This is a genomic window from Bartonella sp. AA2SXKL, assembly GCF_042197205.1.
In the GTDB taxonomy this organism is placed as follows: Bacteria; Pseudomonadota; Alphaproteobacteria; order Rhizobiales; family Rhizobiaceae; genus Bartonella.
Genome location: NZ_JBHIRN010000007.1, coordinates 90648 through 115636, shown reverse-complemented (window position 1 = coordinate 115636; position 24989 = coordinate 90648). Strand labels below are relative to the sequence as shown.

The window sequence follows — 24989 nt, the reverse complement described above, 5'->3', positions numbered from 1 at the left end:
GCTAGAATGGCTCCTATTAATATTCTCAATATTATAACAATGAAGACTGTTACAATATTGAGAGCAGCTAAATGTAACAGTTCCATTTAAATTCATACAAACAACGTTTTTAGCTTCATCCTTCGTATAACCAAATGTGAATAGCTCTTTGATTATTTTTTCATCATTGTAAAGAATGCTTGTACCCGACAGAACAAGATCTTCACTACCCCATGAACTGCAACAAAATTACATGTAATTTCATCACGCTTGCTCTTTGTTTTTAATTTAGGAATTTATTCCTTTTTGACATATTTACGCTTCTGCTTAACTTTCTAGAAAATCTTTTCCAGAGCTTTAGCCCTATTTGTAGGCTATCATTTCATACTCTTTTTAGCTAAATTGAAAAAAATACCTAAAGACAGATAACCGGTATGATAAACATTAAAACTTATATAGAAATCTCCTTAAAGCTGAAAAAACGAGAAATCTTTCTTAAAGTTTTCACACCACACCTTGCTTTAAAAATCATGAATTTGGCAGAAAAAATATCTGATATTTTGAATCATAGACAAATGAATATTTTATAAATTCTGTAGTCGAAGCATACCATCAAAGATCAAAAGTTTAACATTTTTGTTGCTTCACTCGATTTTGATGAGGTATCCTCTCTGCAAACAGCTTAGTTTCTTGTCGAGAGGATTTTCTTAACTCCTTACTTATGTGATTCACTTAACTAAAGGCTCTCTCTGGACAAGTCCTACTCTAAAAACACTTATCAAGGAGTTTTATATGCGCTGTATAGTTACGCTTAAATGACAGTATTTACAGTATAACAGCGTAACCCAAAATCGGGAGGTTATATTTATCCAAACCCATGAATTTTGTAACGAGCGATTGCCATTATACAGAGTATTCTTACACCGAAATCCACCTCCCCATATCTTTTCCAAATAGTACTCTTCACTCCCTCCGTACACAATTATAATAGCCTTTGCGAACAACTGCTCCTCCACTTTTCAAATGATAAAAAATATCTCCTCTCTTCAATTCCCGATCATACGTTAGACCTCTTGATGTTGTTTTCTTACTTTTTAATAACTCATTGGACTTCGTCTAAATAAATCTGGTCGTCTTCCTTTCCCTGATCCTTTTTTAGGCTTTTTAAATCTTTTTTTACCAGAATATGATACAGGTACTAACTTAGCTGCTGTTATGCATTGGTTGTTATGCGTGCAAGAAAGTTCCATTTGAACAACTTCAGAGAAGATCTTGCTCAACTGTTCACTAGAAAAAAGATCTCTAGGAGGAACAAGAGAAGGTATACCCTCTATTAACTTTTGAGAAGACAAGAAAGAAGCACCCTGAGCTACAGAGATTGAAGCAAACGTAGCGAAAGCCGTAATAAAATATTTTATGTTCATAAATTTAACCTCGTAGAAATATCCATAATGGATTTTATCTAGTGTCTTCATTGCAAATTTCTAGAGAAAAATAGCATGTTTATAGATAAAAAGTGAGAATCCTCAAAAAACAAAGCTTTGAAGCATTTTAATTTTAAAATAAAAGAAAATTGCCCTGCTCTACTAACATAGAAATTACTTATTGAGTAATAAATAAAGGCACGAAGTATCGTCTGAAAATAATAAACTATACGAACTTCATATAATATACTGATTTATAATGATAATTTATCGTTATTCATATTGACTGAGAATTCTAGATACCATAAGATTCTCTCATTCCAAATCTTTTTCATGTTGAATCAATCAAAACCATTTGTTTGCACGTTACAAGTTGGGAGAGCTGTGTGGATAAAAAACACTAAAAAAAAAGACTAAAAATGCCTCTTATGAACCGTCTCAAGTGCTAAAGACTTACACAACATTGGGAATTGGCACAGTTGTGTGGATGGTAGCGGCTTGTTACTCCATAAGCATAAAGATGGTAGTGTTCAATAGATTTTATATTGGTATTGGAAGCTTTATTGTTATATCTTTTATGAGCGCCACCGTAAAATGAACTTGGGTGTCGGTTTCTTTACAAAAAGCACATGAATTAGCAACACAAATATATTCCGTTTAGAGCGTTCTGTTTTACACGAAGAACGTAAATCCATTAAAAACATGAGAAACAAAAGTATGGGGCAATGCGTAATCTCTATTATTTAACAGACATTGCTTTAAATACTTTTGAAAGTCGTAAAGCAGAATTAAAAATGATGGTAAAGATGAGATTGGTTTTTTACATTTACACATTCATATTCTCCTCCAATTAGGCTGTATACCGGTTTCAGAGATTTAAGTCTTCCAACCTACCGTATGTTTCCAGCCTCTCCTCAAAATTGCTTTGTTTCAAATAAAAGCTGTTACAAAAATAAAAAATATGAATTCGCAAAAGTACCTTTATTGCCTAAACTTCAAATGAAATAGCACTTAAGAATTTATTATAATTCTTATCAGAAAAGATGAGAGGATAAAATGCCCATAATGTACAAGCATTTTGTCCTCTCACATCAATAATTAACTCTATTTAAAAGCCAATTTTAAAGTTAGCTATGCGCAAAAATATCAACTTCCGCCCATCCTAAAAGATCAAGCCTAGCTCTCATAGGCAAAAATTGAAAGCATGCCTTGGCAACATTTTCTCGCTCTTCACGTCTTAAACGTTCTTCAAATATAACCTTTAAACGATGTAAATATAACACATCCGACGCAGCATATTCAATTTGTGCCTGTGATAACGTTTCTGCCGCCCAATCCGAAGATTGTTGCTGTTTAGAAATATTCACATTCAGCAATTCATTACAAATTTCTTTCAAGCCATGACGATCCGTATAAGTGCGCGTGAGTTTCGAAGCAATCTTTGTACAAAAAATAGCCTCTGGCATAACACCAAATGTATGCGCTAAAATAGCAAGATCAAAACGCCCAAAATGAAATATTTTGGTTATTGCGTTATCCTCAAGCAATTTTATCAAATTTGGTGCACTCTTTTGTTCTTTAGCAATCTGAATAACGTCAGCAGTACCATCTCCAGAAGAAAGCTGAACAACGCATAAACGATCACGATAGGGTTGTAATCCTAAAGTCTCGGTATCAATCGCAATGGCATCAGTTTTATAATTGTCTAAGTTTGGTAAATCACCTTGATGAACGCGAATCTCAGCCATTTACCCTCCTACTTGCTAAAGCAGCAAGAATACGCGCCCAAGACCGCTGCCCCTTATGAAACGATTTTAAATTATACTTTTCATTAGGAGAATGAATACGGTCATCAGCCAATCCAAAACCAACCAAAAGAGTTTCCATACCAAGAATTGACCGAAAATCTGCTACAATTGGGATCGAGCCCCCCATGGCTGTCAAGACAGCGGGCACTTCCCACTCTTGTGATAAGGCATCCTTCGCCTCCTTGATAAAAGATGAATCATCAGAAATCTGAAGTGCCGGAGAAGAACCGTGATTCTTAAATTCAACCTTACAATCAGCAGGAATTGAGCTACGTACATAATCACGCAACGCTTGGCGTATTTTCTCTGGATCTTGCTTATGCACCAAACGACACGATACTTTTGCACTCGCTTGAGAAGCAATAACTGTTTTCATCCCCTCCCCTTCATAGCCGCCACTAATACCATTAATTTCCATGGTAGGACGTGCCCATACAAGCTCTAAAATGCTCCGCCCTTTTTCACCAGCTGGAACGGAAAGTCCTATAGGACCAAGAAAATTTTCAGCAGTACAATTAAGTGCATTCCATGATTGTAAAATCTGTGGAGGTGTTTCTTCTACGCCATCATAAAAACCAGGAAGTGTTGCCCTATTATTTTCATCGTGAAGTCCTGCTAAGATTTTCGTTAAAATACGAATGGGATTAGCTGCTACTCCTCCAAAATAACCAGAATGTAAATCACGATTCGCTGCTGTGATAATAATCTCTTCTGCCATAATTCCCCGAAGAGAAAGAGCAATAGATGGTGTATCCGCATCCCACATTGACGTGTCACAAACCAATGCATAATCTGCCTTAAGTTCATCTGTATTTGCTTTTAAAAAAGGAATAAGGGAAGGAGAAGCACATTCTTCTTCTCCCTCAAATAAAACAGTAACTTTAATAGGAAGCTGCCCTGTTTCTTTCTTAAATGCACGACATGCTTCAATAAAAGTCATCAACTGACCTTTGTCATCTGAAGCTCCACGAGCACAAATAACTTTCTCTCCATCTCTCTCTTTTAAAGAAGGTGTAAATGGATCATCCTCCCATAAACTCAATGGATCAACAGGTTGAACATCATAATGTCCGTAAAACAACACATGCAAACAATCATCTGAAGGTCCAGGATGATGCCCAACAACCATTGGATGCCCCGGCGTATCACGGCGTGAAGCCTCAAAACCAATGCTTTTTAAATCCTCTACTAACCAATCAGCTGCTTTACGACATGCATCCTTGTAAGCCGAGTCTGTAGAAATCGATTGAAAACGTAAAAGAGAAAAAAGGCGTTCAAGGCTCTTCTCTATATTTCCATCAAGATGTGTTAGTACTTTATTCAGCATAAAAAAAACCTTTCAAGCCTTGTGTAATTATATTATAGATGCGATGACTTTAAGCCTCTTGTAAGATTTTGCAAGACACCTTATTCATTTTTGACATTGTGAGCAGTAAAAACTTGAACGTCCAGCCTGTAAAATGCGCATAATAGGCGCTCCACATTCCAAACATTGCTTGCCTTCTCGTCCATAAACTGAAAAAGCATGCTGAAAATAACCAAGCGAACCATCTATATGCATATAATCACGTAAAGAAGAGCCACCAGACAAAATGGCTTCAGAAATCACATTGCGTATATTTTGTGCTAAAGAATCTGCAAATTCACGTGCACGTGCCGTTTTTGATGCCAATGTAAATGCACCACGTTGTGGAGACAAACGACTCCGCCAAAGTGCTTCACAAACATAAATATTCCCAAGACCTGCAACAATAGACTGATCAAGTAAAACACCCTTGAGAGACATTTTTTTATTAACAAAAGCCTTTTGTAAATAACGACCAGAAAACGAATTACTCATAGGTTCAAGACCTAGCTTATTTAAAAGTGGATGTTCATAAAGCTTATCCGTATCGACTAAAAGCATAAACCCAAAGCGACGCACATCATTATAAATAAGACGATAAACGTCACCATTCTTTGTCTGAATATCCATGACAAAATGATCATGTTTAACTAATTTACTTGACGCTGAACAAGCTTTTCTTAAAAAATCATTCTCTATACGCCATGAACCAGACATTCCTAAATGGCTTAAAATCGTTTCATCCTGAGAAAGATGAAATAATAAATATTTCGCACGCCGACCAAGTTCTATAATTGTTCTGCCAATAAGGCGCTCAGAAAAAGCCTCAGGAAAAGGAAAGCGCAAATCTCTACGATTAAGTTTGACAGATACTATCTTTGCATCAGTTACAACGGACTCAAGTCCACGACGAACTGTCTCTACTTCAGGAAGCTCAGGCATTACTCTTCTTTAATAATTATACACTTTCCAATCGTATCACTGATAAATTGACTTCTTCCCCCCTCAAAAAACGAAGACTTCCTCTACATCTACTAAACAAATTCTTGATGAGTCGATTTTACTTGGATTCCTACTCATGTGAATCATTTAACTAAAGGCTTTATGGACAAACCCTGCCTTGAATATATACCACACACTCTAAAATACTTAACGTATCAATAAAGCTTACATCCCACCCCACCTCAAATGACCGTGTTTTATGGTAACAAAATTAAGCCCATTCACCCTTACGAAATACAGGAACTCTTACACCATCTTGGGTAATGCCATCTATGTCAATTTCACCAGAACCAATCATCCAGTCAATATGAATGACACTTTTATTCCCACCACGTGCTGCAATCTCTTCTGACGTCAATGATGCCCCATCTAAAAAGCATTTGGAATAACACTGCCCTAAAGCAATATGACATGCAGCATTTTCATCAAATAAGGTATTATAAAAAAGGAGGCCACTCTTAGAAATTGGTGAAGAATGGGGCACAAGGGCAACTTCGCCCAACCGGCTTGCACCCTCATCACTTTGCAAAACCTGCTGTAAAACTTCTTGGCCTGTTGATGCACGAGCCTCAACAATACGCCCTGCTTCAAAACGTACTTCAATATTATCAACCAGAGTTCCTTGATAGGAAAGGGGCTTTGTTGAGCGAACGAAACCTTCAACCTTATGAGCATGAGGAGTCGTGAAAACTTCTTCTGTCGGAATATTCGGATTGCAAATAACACCATTTTGAGCAACGGATGCACCACCATGCCATTCATGATCATCTGCCAAACCAACAGTTAAATCAGTCCCTGGCCCTGTAAAGTGTAAGGCAGAAAAACGCTGCTCATTAAGCCAAGATGACCGTTTCTTCAAATGTGCATTATGGACAGTCCACGCCTGCACCGGATCTTCTCCTGTAACACGTGAAGCAGAAAAAATTGCATCGGCTAATTTTTTTATCGCCTCATTAAGTGGTAAAGAAGGAAACATTGCCTCAGCCCATCCTGCTGTTGGATAAGCAACAATCGACCAATTCATAGCAAAATTTGATATTTGCTTGAGTGCCGGCTGGTAAGCTATTGAAGTGGCTTTATTTAAACGTGAAACCTTATCAAAATCCTGATTGGAAAGGAGCAAAGGATTATCACCAACAATCGCTAAACGCGCTGCCCCATTTTCAAAAGCCTTTGCCATTCCCTCATAAAGCCAAGAAGGGGCACAATCAAAACTAGCTGTATGGGCATTTTCAAACCGTGTAAGCGATAACATATCATCACTAAAAATTGGTGTAATGACACCAGCACCAACCTTATAAGCATGATATGCAATACGCCGAACCAAAGGTAACGCTGAAACTGGAGCAGTTAAAACAAGATCCTGCCCCTCTTGTAAATTCAACCCCACTTTCACTGTAATTTCTGCAAGACGATTAAGCATTTCAGGCAAAATTGTCTCATGAATATCAAAGTACATTACCAATACCCTTCTTTAAATAGAATGCGTTCTTTATGTCGTCATATTATAAATTGTTTTTCAGATCCTTTGAGTTCGCTTTCTCTACGTATATTTATGCGTATCATTATCGCTAAAATTCACTTAATTCATAAACCGCAATGGGTATATCATCCTTCTTTGGTCATGAAAAACTTACTAGTTCCTGTGTCGTTTTTCTAACATTGCAACAATTGCATTTAACTGATCAGATGAAGGTAAAACCATAATCGTTTTATTTTCCTCTTTCCTAGCTAGATGTTGAGGTGCATAGGCAGGGATAGGAACTTTATCAAGCTGTACCATAGCAAAAGGCGCAGGATGTGCCATCTTGGACTGTGCTACTTCTGTCGAAGGAGATGTACTTTTCTCTGCCTTTACGCCCCTACTCTCTAAGCCTTCATCTATAAAGCTTGGCGCATGACCAGAACGTTCTTGAGCAAAAGCATAAGCAACATCATAAGGGCGATTATTTGTAGGAACTTGAAGCTCTCCATCACGTGATCGTTTTTCATAAAAAGCATTTCCCCCTGCAACCTGAACATAATGCATGTTTTTATACGGAAAAGACAAACCAGCGGTATGAAAAAACTTAGCGTGTTTAACTTTCTTATCTCGTTCACCCCGTAAAACGGCATCAGCCGCCTCTCTTACACGAGCAACAGATGCTTTCTCCGTCATAGGACGCGTTAAAACACCAGGAGCAAATTGCCTATATTGACCAACAACACCACAAATCGTCTTAGGATAGGCAGTTGAATTAACACGATTCATAACAACCGTTCCAACGGCAATCATTCCTTCACGGCTTGTGCGATTTGATTCAAAATACATCGCTCGCATAAGACATTGACGCTCTGTCAATGGATATGTAACCGCTTTTGTCTTATTATTATTTATTTTTCCAGCATCTAAATGACTTGAAGCACATCCCACAACAACTAATGGCGCTACACAACAGGTAACAAAAACATTCCAACGATTTTTTTTCATCTTATGCAACACATTCCTATAATCTCTGAGATATTCAAGTCTTGAAATGAGCTTTAAATGTATCTCTCAATAAAGTACATAGCAAATTGTTACCACTCAGTAAAATTTTAATACAAGAGGTAATCAAAAAGTATCTATGCAAAATAAAAAATAAAAAACTCTTAATTTACAGATCGATATTGTTATTCTTCATGGTTCAATATAGGCTATAATAACCCACACGTTTCAATTACAATAAAGTAACACTATCCACTTCTTCTATATACGAAAAAATAATACAGATATCCCCTTTAATATAAAATTTTAACAAAATGATCTGAAAGGAAATTCCCCTAGAAAACTCCCCTCCTGCCACAATACGAGTGATGATATCATCTAATATACAAATATGTCAAACCAAGAGTTAACAATCTGCCATGCTTCTCTGAAAAAACTCTTTGTTGCTTCTTTGTGCTTTTCCATAAGATGGTTATCTTATTCTTCCTATAGCTGCACTTTAAGAAAATACTCATATATCTACAAACTTATTTTATACATATAAGAAAAATTTTAATCTATTTTCTTCTCACCTACCCCAACTTTATAAGTAAGGTCATCGCGAGGACGATCAGAGGACATATGGTAACCCGTTATGATATAATGCAGCATTTCAGCAATATTAGTAACATGATCACCAATTCGTTCAATATTCTTTAAACAAAACAGTAAGTGCGTACAAACCGTAATATTGCGCATATCTTCCATCATATACGTCAAAAGTTCACGAAAAAGAGAAGTATACAAAGCATCAATCTTCTCATCACGCTCACGCACCGCGTCAACACGCTCTAATAGGCGACTCGTATAAGCATTTAAGACTTCTTTTAATTGATTGAGTGCTAAAGCTGTAATTGTTTCAAGCCCATGATAAATAGAAGCAGATTGACGTATTTCTGAAAGTGCAACAGTCCTTTTAGCAATGTTTTTTGCCATATCCCCAATCCGTTCAAGATCAGAAGAAATACGAATGGCTCCAATAATTTCACGCAAATCGACAGCCATCGGTTGGCGTTTGCAAATAATAGCAACCGCTTTTTCATCAATATCACGTTCTGCTTCATCTAAAAACACATCATCGGCAATCACTGTCGTTGCAAGTTGAAGATCACTACTCACAACCGATGCGACAGAACGTTCAATCATCCTTTCTGCATGGCTTCCCATTTCTGTAATCCTTACTCTTAAATATTTTAGTTCTGCATCATAAGAACGGACAGTATGTTTCATAGACATATCTTATACTCCTCAATTCACCTATCCAAAACGCCCCGTAATATAATCTTGCGTCCGTTGCTCTTTTGGTGAGGTAAAGATCATTTCAGTCGCACCAACTTCTACCAAATGCCCTAAATGAAACATAGCCGTATGTTGAGAAACACGCGCGGCCTGTTGCATGGAATGCGTTACGATAACAATTGTATAATTTTGCCGTAACGCATCGATAAGCTCTTCAATCCGTGCTGTCGCAATAGGATCAAGAGCTGAACATGGCTCATCCATCAAAATAACTTCAGGACTAACCGCAATAGCACGTGCAATACACAAACGCTGTTGTTGTCCCCCTGATAAACTTGTTCCAAGATCATGAAGGCGGTCTTTTACTTCTTCAAACAAACCTGCCTGCCTCAAACTCTTTTCAACTACATCATGCAATTCAGAGCGTGTTTTAACTAAACCATGAATGCGTGGACCATACGCAACATTCTCAAATATAGATTTTGGAAAAGGGCTGGGCTTTTGAAAAACCATTCCAACACGAGCGCGCAATTCTACAACATCAATCCGTGTGTCATAAATATTCTCCCCATCTAAGGTAATAAGACCAGTTGTTTTAGCGCCTTCAATCGTATCATTCATACGGTTAAAACAACGCAAAAAAGTTGACTTTCCGCATCCTGATGGACCAATCAAAGCAGTTACTTGATGTTCAGGAATATCAAGTGTAATACCGTGGAGTGCTTCTTTATCTCCGTAAGAAACCTTCACATCCTGACCGCGCATTTTAATCTTCATTACAAAAATTCACCTTACAAAAATCTTATCAAAGCTGTTGTTTTATTAAAATTACTGGCGGCGTTCAAATCGTCGACGTAAAAAAACCGCAGAAATATTCATGATCGCAAGAAAAATCATCAATACAATAATAGCACCTGATGTCTTTTCAACAAAAGCACGCTCTGCTTCACCCGCCCACATAAAAATTTGAACAGGCAAAGCCGTTGCTGGATCCATGGGGGTCGTAGGAATATTAACAACAAAAGCAACCATTCCAATCAAAAGCAAAGGAGCTGTTTCACCCAAAGCCTGAGCGACTCCAATAATTGTGCCTGTCAAAATGCCAGGCGCAGCTAAAGGAACAACATGATGAAAAATCATTTGTGTTTTTGATGCTCCCAACCCCAAAGCTGCAGAACGAATAGAGAGAGGAACAGCACGCAAAGCAGAACGTGTTGCAATAATAATCGTGGGGAGAGTCATGAGCGCTAAAACAAGACCTCCAACAAAAGAAGCGGAACGTGGTAATCCCAAAAAATTAATAAAAACCGCGAGTCCTAAAAGACCAAAGACAATCGAAGGAACAGCTGCAAGATTATTGATATTAACTTCGATAAAATCTGTAAATTTATTTTTACGTGCATATTCTTCCAAATAAAGAGCCGTTGCTATGCCTATCGGAAGTGAAACCAATAAAACAATGCCTATCATATAAAGAGAACCAATAATCGCAACCCCTAACCCAGCAGTCTCAGGACGACTTGAAGCGCCAAGTGTAAAAAAACCAACATTAAATGTTTTATAAAGCGTACCATCATGCGCTAAACGCTTTATCCATTCTATTTGCCGATTAGAAACTTTACGGTTTTTTTCTGCTACATGCAGATCAATCTGCCCCTTATAAGCAGAATCGATATCCGCAGCTGCCAAAACTTTGATTTTTTGCATTGTGCCAATCAGTCTTGGATTCTTTGTCACCATTTCACGGAGTTGAACACGTACACCACTTGAAAACATACGGCTAACATCCCGCAGAGAGGCTCGATCATTTTGATCGATATCAAGTTTCTTGGCTAACGCATTGCGTACAAGAATTGGATAATTCGCCATTATGAGGACCTGTGGATTTGTTTTATGTTGACCACCTGGATCAATAATCTTTTCATCCAAATAAATCGATAATGTCATTTGACTCTGCAAAAAGGCTGTATAACCTTGACTAATGATAGACCATAAAAGCGCAAATAAAAAAAACAAACCAATAAAAATGGCAATCAAACCATAGGCACGAAAACGACGTTCAGCCCAATACCGACGTTTGAGGCTAATATTGCGACGAGGCAAAAGAATTTTTTCATTCATTCATATTGTTCCCGATATTTACGCACAATATAAAGAGCTAGAATATTCATCAAAAGTGTCATGACAAAGAGTGTCATTCCTAATGCAAAAGCCACCAAAGTTTGTGGAGAGTTAAACTCAAAATCACCAGTCAATTGATTAACAATCTTAACTGTCATCGTCGTCATTGCTTCGAAAGGATTGAGTGTTAAGTTTGCAGCAACACCCGCCGCCAAAACCACAATCATTGTTTCACCAATTGCACGCGATGCTGTCAACAAAATGGCTCCCATAATCCCTGGAAGCGCTGCCGGTATAACGACTTTCTTAATTGTTTCAGATTGTGTTGCTCCTAGACCATAAGAACCTTCACGTAAAATGCGTGGAACAGCTGTTATAACATCATCCGACAAAGAGGAAACAAAAGGAATCAACATAATTCCCATCACAACTCCAGCAGTCAAAACACTTTGCGCCATAATAAAACTAACCCCGTCTGAGAGAGAAGCAGAGAGATCTCGTAAAAATGGTCCTACAACCTTCAAAGCAAAAAAGCCATAAACAATCGTTGGAATGCCAGCAAGAACTTCTAACAATGGCTTCACAATTGCTCGCAATCGCGAAGAAGCATACTCGGCCATATAAAGAGCTGAAAATAATCCTATAGGTACAGCAAAAAGCATGGCAACAAATGCAATATAAAGCGTACCAGCAAGAAGTGGTATTAAACCAAATTGTCCTACTTCACCGCTTGAACCGCTCGCGGAAAAACGCGGATCCCAAACCGTTCCTAAAAAGAAATTTGAAAAAGATACAGACTGAAAAAAGCTTATTGTCTGAAAAAACATAGAAAGTGCAATGGCTATTGTCGTCAAGACTGCAACAATAGATGCACAAATCAATCCAATAATAATAAAAGATTCAACCTTATTACGGGCACGTTGATGAGGCGCAATTTGCATCATTCCACAGATAAAACCAAAGGACGCAATAGCAAAAAGAAAAACATAACCTATAAACTTAAGCTTTTCAGAAGAGAATACCCACGACTGTGCTATTTTGAACACATCATCCGATGCTTCATCGGATAAAATCAATCCCTTCGCGAGTAATTGTGCCTGCACTTCCTTATAGGAAGCGCTAGAAAGATTCCCCTCAAAGCGATGAATCTTTTTGACGAGACTTCGAAGTGTCTCCCAAAGTAGATCGTGATTTACAGGCTCTGTTACATGCGCACTATACGCCTCAAGCTCTCGAGAGGCATTATATTCTAAATAAATTGTACTCCCAGCATCCCAAACAATTAAAAAAATAAAAGCTGGAATAACAGTAATCAAAAATGTCCACCAGCCATAATAATAAGCACGAGAATGCATTTTATGTTGTCTGTATTCAAGAATGCGTGCTCGCATATAAGAAATACAAAAACCACAAAATCCAAAAGTCAATAATAACAAAATAATAAAGGAAATGCGCATTTTATCTTTCAGTTTTTATAAAAAAATAGCATCCAAATTCCCTATCCCAGAAATCCAACAAATTTTCCCTGCAAATTATTTCAATGTCATTACTCGACCAGCAGAAAAATCAGAACGCTGTGCTTGACGCTCCTTTTCAGGAGAAACAATCAAACCATATTCAGCCAAAGGACCCTCTGGACCAATCATTTGATCAGAAAGAAAAAAGTCAACATACTCTCGCAAACCTGAAATAATACCTAAATGTGCTTTCTTAATATAGAAAAAAAGCGGACGAGAAACCGGATATTGTCCACTAGAAATCGTCTCAACTGTTGGCGCAAAACCGTTAATATCGGCAACCTTTAGTTTATCAGCATTATTTTGATAAAAAGACAAACCAAAAATACCAACCCCTGTTTTATTAGAAGTTAGACGCGCAAATGTTTCAGAATAATCACCATCAATATCAACCGCTTTTCCATCCTTACGTACCGCAATACAAGCAGTGTGTATCTCCTTATCATCCATTCCTAAAGACTTCATCACCTCAACTGCCCCACTCTCTTTACACCCCTTAGTAAGTAATTTTTCCTCAAAAACTTCACGTGTCCCATGCTTCTCCCCAGGAATATACGCTGCTATCGTCCAATCAGGAAGAGCACTATTGACTGCACTCCATTTCAAAACATTATTCGGTTGCAACTTTCCGTCTATAATAATTCGAGCAGCAAGGGCTTTATAAACATCTACTGACTGTAATTTCCAATCAGGTCCCTTGATATCAGTTGCAAAAACAATGCCATCATACCCAATACGTATTTCCTCAACATCTTTTACACCAGCATCAAAACAAGACTGTAATTCACTCGGTTTCATTGCTCGCGAAGCATTAACAATATCAACAGTGTTCTCCCCAATACCACGGCAGAATTCCTTAATACCAGCTCCTGTTCCTCCCGATTCGATAACAGGAACCTTAAAATGGGGATAAATTTCTCCAAATGTTTCAGCAACAATCTTTTGATAAGGTAAAACTGTAGATGAACCAGTAATCTGTATTTGATCGCGCGCATTGCCTCCATTTGCTGACAGCAGTAGCGCAAAAATCAATCCCACTCCAATTGATAATACTTTGTTCATCTATAAACTCCCTAAAAATTGAAAACAAAGCCTCTTAATTTATATTATACGGTCATTCTAGTTCACATTTGCAACATAACAAATATAAAAAACAACATGGATCATTTTTTTAAAACCATGTTTTTGTCCTCTGTCAAATAAATTCATTTGAACGCTTGAACTCAATAACATCCCAAAACAAATGAGCAACATCCGTACCGCAGAAGCGTTTAATTTCACGAATTCCCGTAGGAGACGTCACATTAATTTCTGTTATATAATCTCCGATCACATCAATCCCCACAAAAAGAAGACCGCGTTCCTTTAAGGCTGGACCAATGCGTTCACAAATTTCATAATCACGTTTTGTTAACTCCACATTTTCCGCGCGACCTCCAGCATGCATATTAGAGCGCACATCTGTTTCTGTCGGAATTCGATTAATAGCTCCAACAGGTGTACCATCAAGCAAAATAATCCTTTTATCTCCTTTTCGTACTGCCTCTAAATAGCGCTGAACAATAAAAGGTTCGTGATAAATTTCTGCAAACATTTCTAACAATGATGCTAAATTGCGATCATCTTGTCTTAAATAAAAAATACCAGCGCCCCCATTCCCATAAAGTGGTTTAACAATAATATCGCCAAATGTCTCTCTAAAAGCTGTTATTTCTTCAATATCTTTGGTAATTAATGTTTCTGGCATCAGATCAGAAAATTCAGTAACAAAAATTTTTTCTGGACTGTTGCGTACCCATGCAGGATCATTCACAACGAGTGTTTTAGGATGAATACGCTCTAACAAATGAGTTGTTGTGATATAATTGAGATTAAAAGGTGGATCTTGGCGTAAAAGAACCACATCCATATCTGTTAATTCCGTACGAACAGGCTTTTCTAATCGATAGTGGCTTCCCTCTTTATCATGTACAATCAATGGCTCTAGTCGTGCAATCACACAACCATCGTATAGAGATAAACGATCTGGTGTATAATGGAAGAGAGAGTGTCCACGTTCTTGGGCTGCTAAAGCGAGTGCAAATGTCGTATCTCCTTGAATCCGAACTGTTGAAATATGATCCATCTGAATGGCAATTTTCATAAATAAATCCTCTCTATCCTAAAAGCAGACTGGTCTATGCATCATAAACTTAGTAAACAATAAAAGAACTATGACAAGAGAAAATTTATGACACAAGAAACAGATATAAAATTAAACAACAAAGAAATCGAACGCTATGCACGCCACATCATTTTGCCTGAGATTGGTGGTGCAGGGCAACAAAAGCTAAAAACAGCACGTGTTCTTGTTGTAGGCGCGGGTGGTCTTGGTGCTCCTGTCTTAACCTATTTGGCTGCCGCAGGTGTTGGAACCCTTGGAATTGTCGATAACGACATCGTTTCACTTTCCAATTTACAACGCCAAGTTATTCATAAAACAAATGCAATCAACAAAAGCAAAACAGACAGTGCTGAAACCACTATAAAAGCAATAAATCCCCATGTTGTAGTTGAAAAACACACCCTACGCTTAGATAAAAGTAATGTGGATAAACTGCTCAATGCTTACCACATCATTGTTGATGGAAGTGATAATTTTACCACACGCTATCTTCTCGCTGATCACGCTGCCCAATGCAAAAAACCTCTAATAAGCGGTGCTGTAGAACGTTTTAATGGCTCATTAACGGTCCTTATGCCGTATAAAGACAATAATCCTCACTATCGCGATTTATTTCCCACCACTCCAGCTCACGGGACTATCCCAACATGCGCTGAAACTGGAATCATCGGTGTTTTACCTGGCGTTATTGGGACCCTACAAGCAATGGAAGTTATTAAAATGATCACAAACATCGGAGAGCCATTAGTAGGAAAGATTCTTCTCTATAATGGATTATTAGCGCAATTTAATATTATTACTTATAAACGCTCAAATTATAAAGAAAATACCATAGTTATTAAGAAGCTTGGAGAATCATGATTATGTCCTCTCTTCCACTAATTTTTAGCACTCTCGCAATATGTATTGAAATACTAATTAATTTTATCGCAAGTCATCTAAACATTGTAACCAATGAAACCTATTAAATTTATCACAAATATGGCAAACCTTTTGTGAAAAAATAATTCTCTATAATGGATTATCAGCATAATTTCATGTCATCGTCTATAAATGGACAGAGACTCGTGGGAACGCAGCTGCTATCAGTATTCTTGTGTAAAAAATTTTCGACGTAGATAAAAATACAATCAGCAGAACTCTATTCAACTATTTTACTATTCACACATAAAAATTGTTTCACATGAAAGTGCTTACTTCAAACCATAACCTATAAATAAATAATTTAAGTCATATTTTAGTGATCGATACTATAAAAGGTCAATGATCTGTCCGTACATCTCTAACCTCAAGAGAAAACGTCTATTCATCGAGCATCATAAAATGCAGCTTAGGATTATTGCACGTATAAGAACAATCAATTGTCTCTGTTCATAAGAAAAATACATGGGACTTGATGTAAAAGTACATAGGGATTGATGTGTATAGAAGGATTGAGATAAACCTCATGGAGAGCTTTAATTACATAATTATTGCATTCAGAAGCAGAAAGCTGCGGCTCATGAATTGATAATCCTTCAGCAATAATTTCACAGACAAGTATATGTAGAAAAAGTGAAGCACACAAATCTTGAAAACCAATCCACAGACGACAGCGTAAAGAGTGCATTTTTATAAAAGATCTCTTTAAAATAAGCGAGTAAATATGCAATGTTAAATGTGTTCTGTTTTGCGTGAGGGGCGTTCCCCCCTAACAAAACATCAATAAGAGCTCTTTTTATAAAACTGTGAAACTAAAATTACAAAAAAATCAGACTTCTTTCTAAAATTAACATCTATGGTATAAGTTAATTTGGCTCGTTCGCTTTATTATTATCCATTGGTAAAGGAACAGGATGATCGGATAAACTGCGTAAATAAAGCAAAAGATCGGCACGATCTTGGTCATTTTTAATTCCACGAAAAGACATAATGGTCCCAGGAAAAGCTTCACGCGGAGAACGCAGATAACGATCTAACGTTACAAAATCCCATTTTTGATCAGAGTGCGCACGCAATGCCCGTGAATAAGCAAAACCTGCTGCTGATGCCAAAGGGCGGTCAACAATCTCCCAGAGAACTGGACCAACACGCCCTGCTTCATTGCGTCCAGAAGTATGGCATATGGCACATTGGCGAAAAATTTTACGGCCATTTTCAAAATTGCCTTGTTGAAGTCGGCTATTTAGTGATAGGGAAACATCAGGTGCTTTTTGTTTTTCTTTAAATATATCGTTCTTGGTAACTGTATGATAATATTGAACTGATGTAGGATGATCATAAACTATATTGCTGAGTGTGGAAATTCCCACAACAATGACCAACACACATAAACAAGCAAAAACAAAATAGATAACTTTCCAGCGATTCATAAAAACTCAAATGTTCACGATTTTATTACCATTTTTAGTTTAAGCTTTTTCTTTATAACACACAACATCTTCTTTATAACACACAACATCATAAATGCATCACAGATGACATTGGGAATCTTACAATGGCTCTTGAACCAATTATTCTTATTCCTGCCCGTATGGGCTCAACCCGTCTACCTCAAAAAGCTCTCGCTGAAATCGCTGGAAAGCCGATGATTGTTCATGTCGCAGAACAAGCAAAAAAAGCCGCATTAGGTCGAACCATCGTTGCAACAGATCATAATGATATCGCTAAAGCTGTTGCAGATTATGGGCATGAATATATCATAACACGAGGTGATCATAAGTCTGGATCTGATCGTATTTATGAAGCTTTAGTACGCATTGATCCTGAACAACGCTACAACGCCATTTTAAATATACAAGGTGACCTACCAACAATCATGCCTCGTGAAATCATTCGTGCACTACGCCCTTTAGAAAATAGCTTTACTGATATTGCAACCTTGGGTGCTCAAATCATTGAAGAAAATGAAACAAGAGATCCCAATGTTGTCAAGATCATTGGGACACCGCTTTCTCAAAATCGCCTTCGTGCTCTTTATTTTACGCGCGCCACAGCACCCTATGGAGATGGTCCTCTTTATCACCATATTGGAATATACGCTTATAGGCGCGAAGCACTTGAAAAATTTGTATCATTCAAACCCTCACCACTTGAGAAACGTGAAAAACTTGAACAATTACGTGCATTAGAAAACAATATGCGTATTGATGTGGAAATAGTCGATACAATTCCCTTAGGTGTAGACACACAACATGATCTCGATAGAGTTTGTGAGATTTTAGCATGAAAATACTTAAAAAAACCAATAAAATTTCTTTCCAAGGAGAATACGGCGCTAATTCCCATATTGCTTGCTCCAATATGTTCCCCAATATGGATGCTGTTCCCTCTGCTACTTTCGAAGACGCTCTTAATTTAGTGGAAAGCGGGAAAGCTGATCTTGCTATGATCCCTATTGAAAATACTCTTGCAGGGCGCGTTGCAGACATTCATCATCTTTTACCGCAGTCATCTCTTTATATTATTGATGAATATTTTTTACCTATCCATTTTCAACTCATGGTTTTGCCCGGCGTTACACATGACGAAATTAAAACCGTCCACAGCCATACGCATGCCCTTGCACAATGCCGAAAAATCATACGAAACAACGATTGGAAACCTGTTGTTTCTGCTGACACCGCTGGAGCTGCAAAATTTATTAAAAAAAATGCTAAACGTTCACAGGCTGCCTTAGCACCTTTAATCGCAGCAGAACTCTATGGACTTGATATTCTTGAAAGAGATGTTGAAGATAACCCTCATAATATTACCCGTTTTGTCATCCTTTCACGCTCCAAACGGCATGTCCCCAAACCTCAAAATGGCGAAAAAATCATCACCAGTCTTCTTTTTCGAGTGCGCAATGTCCCCGCAGCTCTCTATAAAGCTATGGGAGGATTTGCAACGAATGGTATCAATATGACAAAATTAGAAAGCTATCAAATTGGTGGAAATTTCAATGCAACACAATTCTTTGTTGATATTGAAGGACATCCTGAAGACCCGATGATGAAACTTGCCTTAGAAGAATTATCTTTCTTTTCTGCAGAACTGCGTATTATCGGTACTTATCCAGCACAAAACGATCGAACATCGTATATATAAAAGCAATTAAGCTGCTATCATTTTTTGTTGATATCAAAAAGCATCGTAAAAATTTCATAATGCAACGCATCTTGAAAGGTCCCGTTTTTTCTACTCAACACCCTTCATAAACACTGAAGAAGAAAAAACAGCTCGTAATAGAATATATAAATTATTTTCATAATATTTTCTCACAAATTATATAATGATAAACCGCAATTCAACTCGTATAAAAACCAGTGTAAAAAAACACAGTAACCAAAAATAAAAACGCTTGTACCATCTATTTCCCTTTATATATTTAAAGAGAGCCTCTTGAGAAAAGTCATTTCCTCTGACAATATTCCAATAAAGATAACGAACTTCTAAATTAGCTCTCAAAACAATTCAAATTATTATACATAATAGAGTATTCGAATCTTTTAGATTAATATCATTCTAAACATGGTTTAAAACTAGAAAATGCAACTTAGCCCTGATTTTAGCGTTAAGTTTGAACTTGTATCTTTATAAAAACTGATTTATGATTCACCTCACTTTAGAAAAAAGGAGAGGATAATGAAAAAAATCTTCACGCGAGGATTATTAGCCGCAAATATTCTCGCCTACTCTAGTGTTGCATTTGCTGGCTTTGGTGAAAAAAAATGGAATTTTGCGCGGGATGAAAGTGTTGTGATCACACCATCCTATACATTCCAGCAAGGAGTTGAATACTCTTGTAATACCTTTAAACCGAAGAAAGTATCCTTTACTTTATCATACTCTGCCCCTTCTGATTTAAACAAATTGAGAATTTTTGTTGATGATGAAAAGAAAATAACCCATGATAAAGAAAAGAAAATCTTTACCCTAAAAAATATAAAATCTCTTCATATAAGTTTTCCTTGGTCAGGACATTATATTTTTAAAAATATTACGAACAAAAAAGTTGTTGGAACAGATTGTGACACAGGAGGTTATGATTAACAATATTTCTATAACATCTAAATTTGAGTAGAGTTATTCTTTTTTTCAGGTGTTTTTTTCAAAATACAGCATAATGAGCTATTAAAACTAATCGCTGAAGAGGTATTTTATCCTAATATGACAAACCTTAAGCTGCTTATAAGGTTAGATATTAAAGAACTTTTGCGAAAACTAAAAGACTAAACTTAAATTGTTCTGTATTTTCTACTATCAGAGCTATTTTTTTAATAAGAATATAACTTTTATCTTCGCAACTGCTTTATTTTAAGTACTATAAAGCACATCGTACCCAAATCACTTAGATAAACAGAAAAGTAAAATTTGCTCTACAGATGCATTCCTCGCTGCATTTTAAATCATACTCATTCAGCTTTTGTAAAAAATCATCTCGCTCTTCCCTCCTTATTAAAGAATATAATTATCTGAAACTATAAAATGTCGTGTATATAAAATACCATTTTTACAGTTATAAAATCATAAATCTGTGCCAGCCACCATTATTATTTTATAGCTTTTAAATTGCATCGTCTCTTGTATGAGTACAGTCCTTAAAAGATATGTGAAATCTTTTCTCCAATAATGGGAACACATATATTGATTTATCTAGTGATGAGCCCAACGTCTTTAATGAAGAAAATCAGCACTCAAGAAAAAAGAGCGATAACATCTACTCAAGATTTACATTCATAGATGTTAAAAGAAAAAATATTACGTACTTGATATGCTCATTCACTATAGAAATGAGGTGGTTCTCTTATAAGATATTTAATATATTGACTTATCATTATAAGAGTTCGATTTTTTATACTGAATTACAACCACAAATAAAGTAAGATCCTCCCATCTTAAATCTCATATTGAATCAATTAAAATCATTTCCTTGAAAGTTACAAATGGGAGTGATGTGTGAGTAAAAACGATTAAAAAAGGAATAAAAATGCTTCTTATAAAGCCTCTCAAGTGCAAGGGATCGCAACATTGGGAGTTGTTAAATAGTATGAGGGCTAAAATTTATACTTTTATTAAGCATAAAAAGGATAGTGCACAATGGACTTATATCTCAAGGAGAGTATGTATACTATTTACGAGTAGAGTTTGAAATATAGTTAAGAGTATTGAGCAATCACTCTTTAAAAAACCTGTGAATGTACAACATTAAATGTATTCTGTTTGGGATGTTCTGTTTTGTATAGAGGAGCAACATCCTTAAAGCAATATTTTATAATTATTTAAATAGCACTCTTCCCCCTAACTTTCGCATGTTAGCCAATTACATGATCTATATACTTTATTTGCTTCTTTAACTGTTGTAAATTTTTAATGATCCAATTTCGTAGTTTTAGAACAGACGGAGCTATCCTAAAACTCTTACATGTTTCAGCAAATGAGAATAATTATATATTCAGACTATCTTAAGCGAAAAGATATTTTCATACCAAATAAATATGCAGAGCTACTGCTATAAAAACTAATAAATCCACAATCTCTTTGTTGTTTATATATCAATAAATTAAATGCAAAGGAAAATTCTTCGTCGTTCTTAGGATATTTTTCGTTTCTGATCTTGATTTTTCATTCCAAATCGACAATATGAGCTTGGGAGGTTGGTGGTGGACGAACTACTCGCCAACTGGGTCAGGTCTGGAAAGAAGCAGCCCCAACGAGTTCTGGTACGGGTCATCGTTCCAACCTCCTATTTTGCTGAAAAAATTATTTTTTATGCTGTCTTTTAGCGAGGTATTTTTAATCTTCAGAGCAGCATTTGTATGCAGTAAATAAAGGGGTTTTGTTATTTTTAAACAAATTGTCCCATAAATAATTTGATTAAGAAAAAATCCTTTTATATGAGACTACAGTATTGATCTATGCTTTTGTATTATCAAAATGTACGCATAAAGAACTTCGAAGTTGGAAATACTCATGGAAAATTTACCGGTAGAAACAGCCTATCGTGTTCTTGCTCGTAAATATCGACCCCAAAACTTCTCTGACCTCATTGGTCAGGAAGCTATGGTGCGTACTCTCACCAACGCCTTTGAAAAAGGTCGTATTGCACAAGCGTGGATGTTAACAGGGATTCGTGGCGTAGGTAAAACCACAACAGCACGTATTTTGGCACGTGCGCTTAATTATAAAACAAAAGATATTGACCAACCAACAACTGTATTGGACTCTCTTGGTGAACATTGCACACAAATTATCGAAGGACGCCATATTGATGTTATAGAAATGGATGCCGCTTCTCATACGGGCATTGATGATATTCGTGAAATTATTGAACAAATACGCTATCGTCCTGTTTCTGCACGCTATAAGGTTTATATTATAGATGAAGTCCATATGCTCTCAACACAAGCCTTTAATGGTTTATTGAAAACTCTTGAAGAACCACCGTCGCATGTAAAATTTATTTTTGCCACAACAGAAATTCGCAAAGTTCCTATTACAATTCTTTCGCGTTGCCAACGTTTTGATTTGCGACGTATTGAATCAAAAGCTTTGAGTGCACATTTGCGTCAAATTGCGAAATCTGAAAAGGTAGAAGTAGAAGATCAAGCACTCTCTATGATTGCCCGTGCTGCAGAAGGATCTGCACGTGATGCATTATCCATTTTTGATCAAGCAATCGCCCATAGCAATGGCAATGTTAATGCTATTGCGGTGCGTACAATGTTAGGATTAGCGGATCAAGCACGTATTATTGATCTTTTTGAATTTATCATGAAGGGCGATGTTGTCAATGCGTTACATGAATTACGCAGTCAATATGAAGCAGGTGCTGATCCTCTTACTATATTGACAGAACTAGCCGATTTTAATCATCTGGTCACACGTTTACGTTTTACACCAGAAATAGTGGAAGATTTCTCACTAACTGAAGAACAACGTTTAAAAAGTTTAGACTTTTCAAAAAAACTTTCCGTTCCTGTTTTATCCCGAAACTGGCAAATGTTACTCAAAGGTTTACAGGAAGTTAATCAAACTGCACGTCCACTTCAAGCCGCTGAAATGCTTTTAATTCGTCTTGCTCACACAGCTGACCTACCAACTCTTGATGAAGCTTTAAAAAAGCTTACGCAAGAAAAAACGCCTCTCACACTGGTTAAAAACTCTTCTCATCAAGAATCTACGAATGCAAATAATATAGCAAAAGAAACAATGGTCGGAGCCCATGCTTCCTCGAGCGTTTCAAATACATTAGCCGATCAATCAGATTTAAAAACATCTTTGAAAAACCAATTAGATCATTCCTTACAACCAGAAAATTTAGTTGAAAATCAAAACCATGACAAAATCAACGCCCAAGAAGTAACAGAAATTCCAGAAACTTCTCAATCTACTGATCTTTCTGAAAAGATTGCAAATTTATCGCATTCTGTCACGCAAACAACAGAAAAGATTACTGAACCTAAAACTCTCGTGATTAATTCTTTGCACGATATTGTTCAATTAGCCGAACAGCATAATGACGTTCCTTTCAAACTCCTTGTTAAAGAATTTGTTCATCCTGTTTCTTTTGAAGCTGGGCATATTACCTTAAGACTTTCTGAAAATACCCCACAATTTCTTGCTCATGATATAGAAAAAAAGATATCTCAATGGACAGAAAAACGCTGGACAATAACTTTTGTTAATGAAGGAGGTGGCCCAACCTTACAGGAGGAAAGTATAGCGATTCAAAAGACTCTTTTTTCTAATGCAGAAACAGATCCTGATATCGCGAAAATCCTCAATCATTTCCCAGAAGCAAAAATTGTCGATATTCGACTCAATAAAGAAGAAAATGATCTTGATTTACTCTCCAATACCTTTAAAAATGCTGATATTTTTAAAAATAAAAATGATATCAATGATGAATAAGGATACCTATTCCTATGCGTGAAATGATGAGCATGATGAAAAAAGCCAAAGAAATGCAAGAAAAAATGCAGAAGATTCAGGAGGAAATAGCTAATCTGCAAGCTGTGGGCACCGCAGGGGGTGGTCTCGTCAATATCACTTTAAATGGCAAAAATATTATAACAGCAATTCAAATTGATCCTTCATTACTCAAACCTGAGGAAGCTGAAATTCTTGAAGATCTCATTATGGCAGCTTATAATGAAGCAAGAACAAAAATCGAAGTCGCAATAGAAGAAAAAACCAAAAGTATGACGGCAGGGCTACCACTCCCATCAGGTTTCAAGCTTCCATTTTAATGAAACGGATTTTTTCCGTGGGACAAAAATATGCCTAAATACATTGCAGGACCTGAGATTGAACGTCTCATTCAGATTTTATCACGGTTACCAGGTCTTGGTCCACGTTCAGCACGTCGTGCTGCGCTTCATCTTATCAAAAAAAAAGAGACATTGCTGGAGCCTTTGGGAGCGGCTATACAAGCAGCTATAGAAAAAGTTGGCATTTGTTCTGTTTGTGGAAATGTCGATACCATTGATCCTTGTTCAATTTGTACAGATTTGCGCCGCGATGATACAACAATCATCGTTGTTGAGGATATTGCTGATCTGTGGGCTCTTGAACGCGCAAAAACTTTAGCCGCACGTTACCATGTGTTGGGTGGACGACTCTCCCCCTTAGATGGAATAGGTCCTGACGAACTCAACATTGCCACCTTAATACAGCGTGTTGTACAAAACCCTATTACGGAAATTATTCTTGCTGTCAATGCGACTGTCGAAGGTCAAACAACTGCTCACTATATCACCGATCAGCTTTCTAATTTTCCAGTTAAAATTACGCGACTTGCTCATGGTGTTCCTGTAGGAGGCGAGCTTGATTATCTTGATGATGGAACTTTAGCAGCAGCTGTACAAGCAAGAACAAATCTTTAAAAATTTCTTTCTCTTACCTGTTATCTCGCTTTATTT

The 24989-nt window shown here is 36.8% G+C and carries 20 protein-coding genes and 1 other RNA gene; 8 read left to right on the top strand and 13 right to left on the bottom strand.

Annotated elements, in window-relative coordinates:
* Nucleotides 1-1073: 1073 nt before the first annotated feature.
* From ACFINS_RS06130 to gshB, 12 genes are all read right to left on the bottom strand, one after another.
* Complete coding sequence (locus tag ACFINS_RS06130) at nucleotides 1074-1454, bottom strand: hypothetical protein (protein WP_375705985.1); 381 nt, start codon at nucleotides 1452-1454, stop codon at nucleotides 1074-1076.
* A gap of 1076 nt (nucleotides 1455-2530) precedes the next feature.
* Entirely contained in the window at nucleotides 2531-3151 is a 621-nt protein-coding gene (locus ACFINS_RS06125; protein WP_375632307.1) for a ribonuclease D, read from the bottom strand.
* A complete protein-coding gene (locus ACFINS_RS06120) occupies nucleotides 3144-4538 on the bottom strand; it encodes a M20/M25/M40 family metallo-hydrolase (RefSeq protein WP_375611787.1) in 1395 nt (464 codons plus the stop codon). Before ACFINS_RS06120 ends, ACFINS_RS06125 begins: the two co-directional genes overlap by 8 nt.
* Before the next feature lie 84 nt (nucleotides 4539-4622).
* Nucleotides 4623-5498: a bifunctional DNA-formamidopyrimidine glycosylase/DNA-(apurinic or apyrimidinic site) lyase gene (gene mutM / locus ACFINS_RS06115; protein WP_375621213.1), complete on the bottom strand. Its 876-nt coding sequence runs from the start codon at nucleotides 5496-5498 to the stop codon at nucleotides 4623-4625.
* A gap of 271 nt (nucleotides 5499-5769) precedes the next feature.
* On the bottom strand, nucleotides 5770-7017 hold the full coding sequence (locus tag ACFINS_RS06110; protein ID WP_375705984.1) for an aminopeptidase: 1248 nt from the start codon (nucleotides 7015-7017) through the stop codon (nucleotides 5770-5772).
* 177 nt (nucleotides 7018-7194) lie between these two features.
* A complete protein-coding gene (locus tag ACFINS_RS06105; RefSeq protein WP_375613326.1) occupies nucleotides 7195-8028 on the bottom strand; it encodes a cell wall hydrolase in 834 nt (277 codons plus the stop codon).
* Nucleotides 8029-8577: 549 nt separating this feature from the next.
* Nucleotides 8578-9300, bottom strand: coding sequence for a phosphate signaling complex protein PhoU (gene phoU, locus ACFINS_RS06100; protein ID WP_375705983.1), 723 nt, complete (start codon nucleotides 9298-9300; stop codon nucleotides 8578-8580).
* 21 nt (nucleotides 9301-9321) lie between these two features.
* The gene (gene pstB, locus ACFINS_RS06095; protein ID WP_375632304.1) at nucleotides 9322-10080 is read right to left on the bottom strand and encodes a phosphate ABC transporter ATP-binding protein PstB; all 759 of its coding nucleotides are present in this window, start codon (nucleotides 10078-10080) and stop codon (nucleotides 9322-9324) included.
* Between the two features lie 51 nt (nucleotides 10081-10131).
* Nucleotides 10132-11424 carry a phosphate ABC transporter permease PstA gene (gene pstA / locus ACFINS_RS06090; protein WP_375705982.1) on the bottom strand — a complete coding sequence of 431 codons (1293 nt, stop codon included), beginning with the start codon at nucleotides 11422-11424 and terminating at the stop codon, nucleotides 10132-10134.
* Entirely contained in the window at nucleotides 11421-12881 is a 1461-nt protein-coding gene (pstC, locus tag ACFINS_RS06085) for a phosphate ABC transporter permease subunit PstC (protein ID WP_375705981.1), read from the bottom strand. The genes pstA and pstC overlap by 4 nt, the downstream gene beginning before the upstream one ends.
* 75 nt (nucleotides 12882-12956) lie before the next feature.
* Complete coding sequence (locus tag ACFINS_RS06080; protein ID WP_375705980.1) at nucleotides 12957-14003, bottom strand: substrate-binding domain-containing protein; 1047 nt, start codon at nucleotides 14001-14003, stop codon at nucleotides 12957-12959.
* A gap of 133 nt (nucleotides 14004-14136) precedes the next feature.
* Nucleotides 14137-15084, bottom strand: coding sequence for a glutathione synthase (gene gshB / locus ACFINS_RS06075; protein WP_375611796.1), 948 nt, complete (start codon nucleotides 15082-15084; stop codon nucleotides 14137-14139).
* An 87-nt stretch (nucleotides 15085-15171) separates the two neighbouring features.
* On the opposite strand from gshB, the gene ACFINS_RS06070 reads away from it, so the two are divergent.
* Complete coding sequence (locus ACFINS_RS06070) at nucleotides 15172-15966, top strand: molybdopterin-synthase adenylyltransferase MoeB (protein ID WP_375638369.1); 795 nt, start codon at nucleotides 15172-15174, stop codon at nucleotides 15964-15966.
* Nucleotides 15967-16892: 926 nt separating this feature from the next.
* Here the strand turns inward: ACFINS_RS06070 and ACFINS_RS06065 are convergent.
* Nucleotides 16893-17456, bottom strand: coding sequence for a c-type cytochrome (locus tag ACFINS_RS06065; protein ID WP_375705979.1), 564 nt, complete (start codon nucleotides 17454-17456; stop codon nucleotides 16893-16895).
* Nucleotides 17457-17581: 125 nt separating this feature from the next.
* Between ACFINS_RS06065 and ACFINS_RS06060 the strand changes: the two genes are divergently transcribed.
* The 7 genes from ACFINS_RS06060 to recR all read left to right on the top strand — a co-directional run bounded on the left by ACFINS_RS06060 (nucleotide 17582) and on the right by recR (nucleotide 24953).
* Entirely contained in the window at nucleotides 17582-18313 is a 732-nt protein-coding gene (locus ACFINS_RS06060; protein WP_375650831.1) for a 3-deoxy-manno-octulosonate cytidylyltransferase, read from the top strand.
* Nucleotides 18310-19173 (top strand): prephenate dehydratase, encoded by an 864-nt coding sequence (locus ACFINS_RS06055; RefSeq protein ID WP_375646290.1) that lies wholly within the window; start codon nucleotides 18310-18312, stop codon nucleotides 19171-19173. Before ACFINS_RS06060 ends, ACFINS_RS06055 begins: the two co-directional genes overlap by 4 nt.
* Nucleotides 19174-19710: 537 nt before the next feature.
* The gene (locus tag ACFINS_RS06050) at nucleotides 19711-20118 is read left to right on the top strand and encodes a hypothetical protein (RefSeq protein ID WP_375610537.1); all 408 of its coding nucleotides are present in this window, start codon (nucleotides 19711-19713) and stop codon (nucleotides 20116-20118) included.
* A 1599-nt stretch (nucleotides 20119-21717) separates the two neighbouring features.
* An RNA gene (ffs, locus tag ACFINS_RS06045) (signal recognition particle sRNA small type) lies at nucleotides 21718-21815 on the top strand.
* Between the two features lie 223 nt (nucleotides 21816-22038).
* The gene (locus tag ACFINS_RS06040; RefSeq protein ID WP_375705978.1) at nucleotides 22039-23979 is read left to right on the top strand and encodes a DNA polymerase III subunit gamma/tau; all 1941 of its coding nucleotides are present in this window, start codon (nucleotides 22039-22041) and stop codon (nucleotides 23977-23979) included.
* A gap of 14 nt (nucleotides 23980-23993) precedes the next feature.
* Entirely contained in the window at nucleotides 23994-24317 is a 324-nt protein-coding gene (locus ACFINS_RS06035) for a YbaB/EbfC family nucleoid-associated protein (RefSeq protein WP_375606797.1), read from the top strand.
* A gap of 30 nt (nucleotides 24318-24347) precedes the next feature.
* On the top strand, nucleotides 24348-24953 hold the full coding sequence (gene recR, locus ACFINS_RS06030; RefSeq protein ID WP_375650842.1) for a recombination mediator RecR: 606 nt from the start codon (nucleotides 24348-24350) through the stop codon (nucleotides 24951-24953).
* Nucleotides 24954-24989 lie beyond the last annotated feature (36 nt).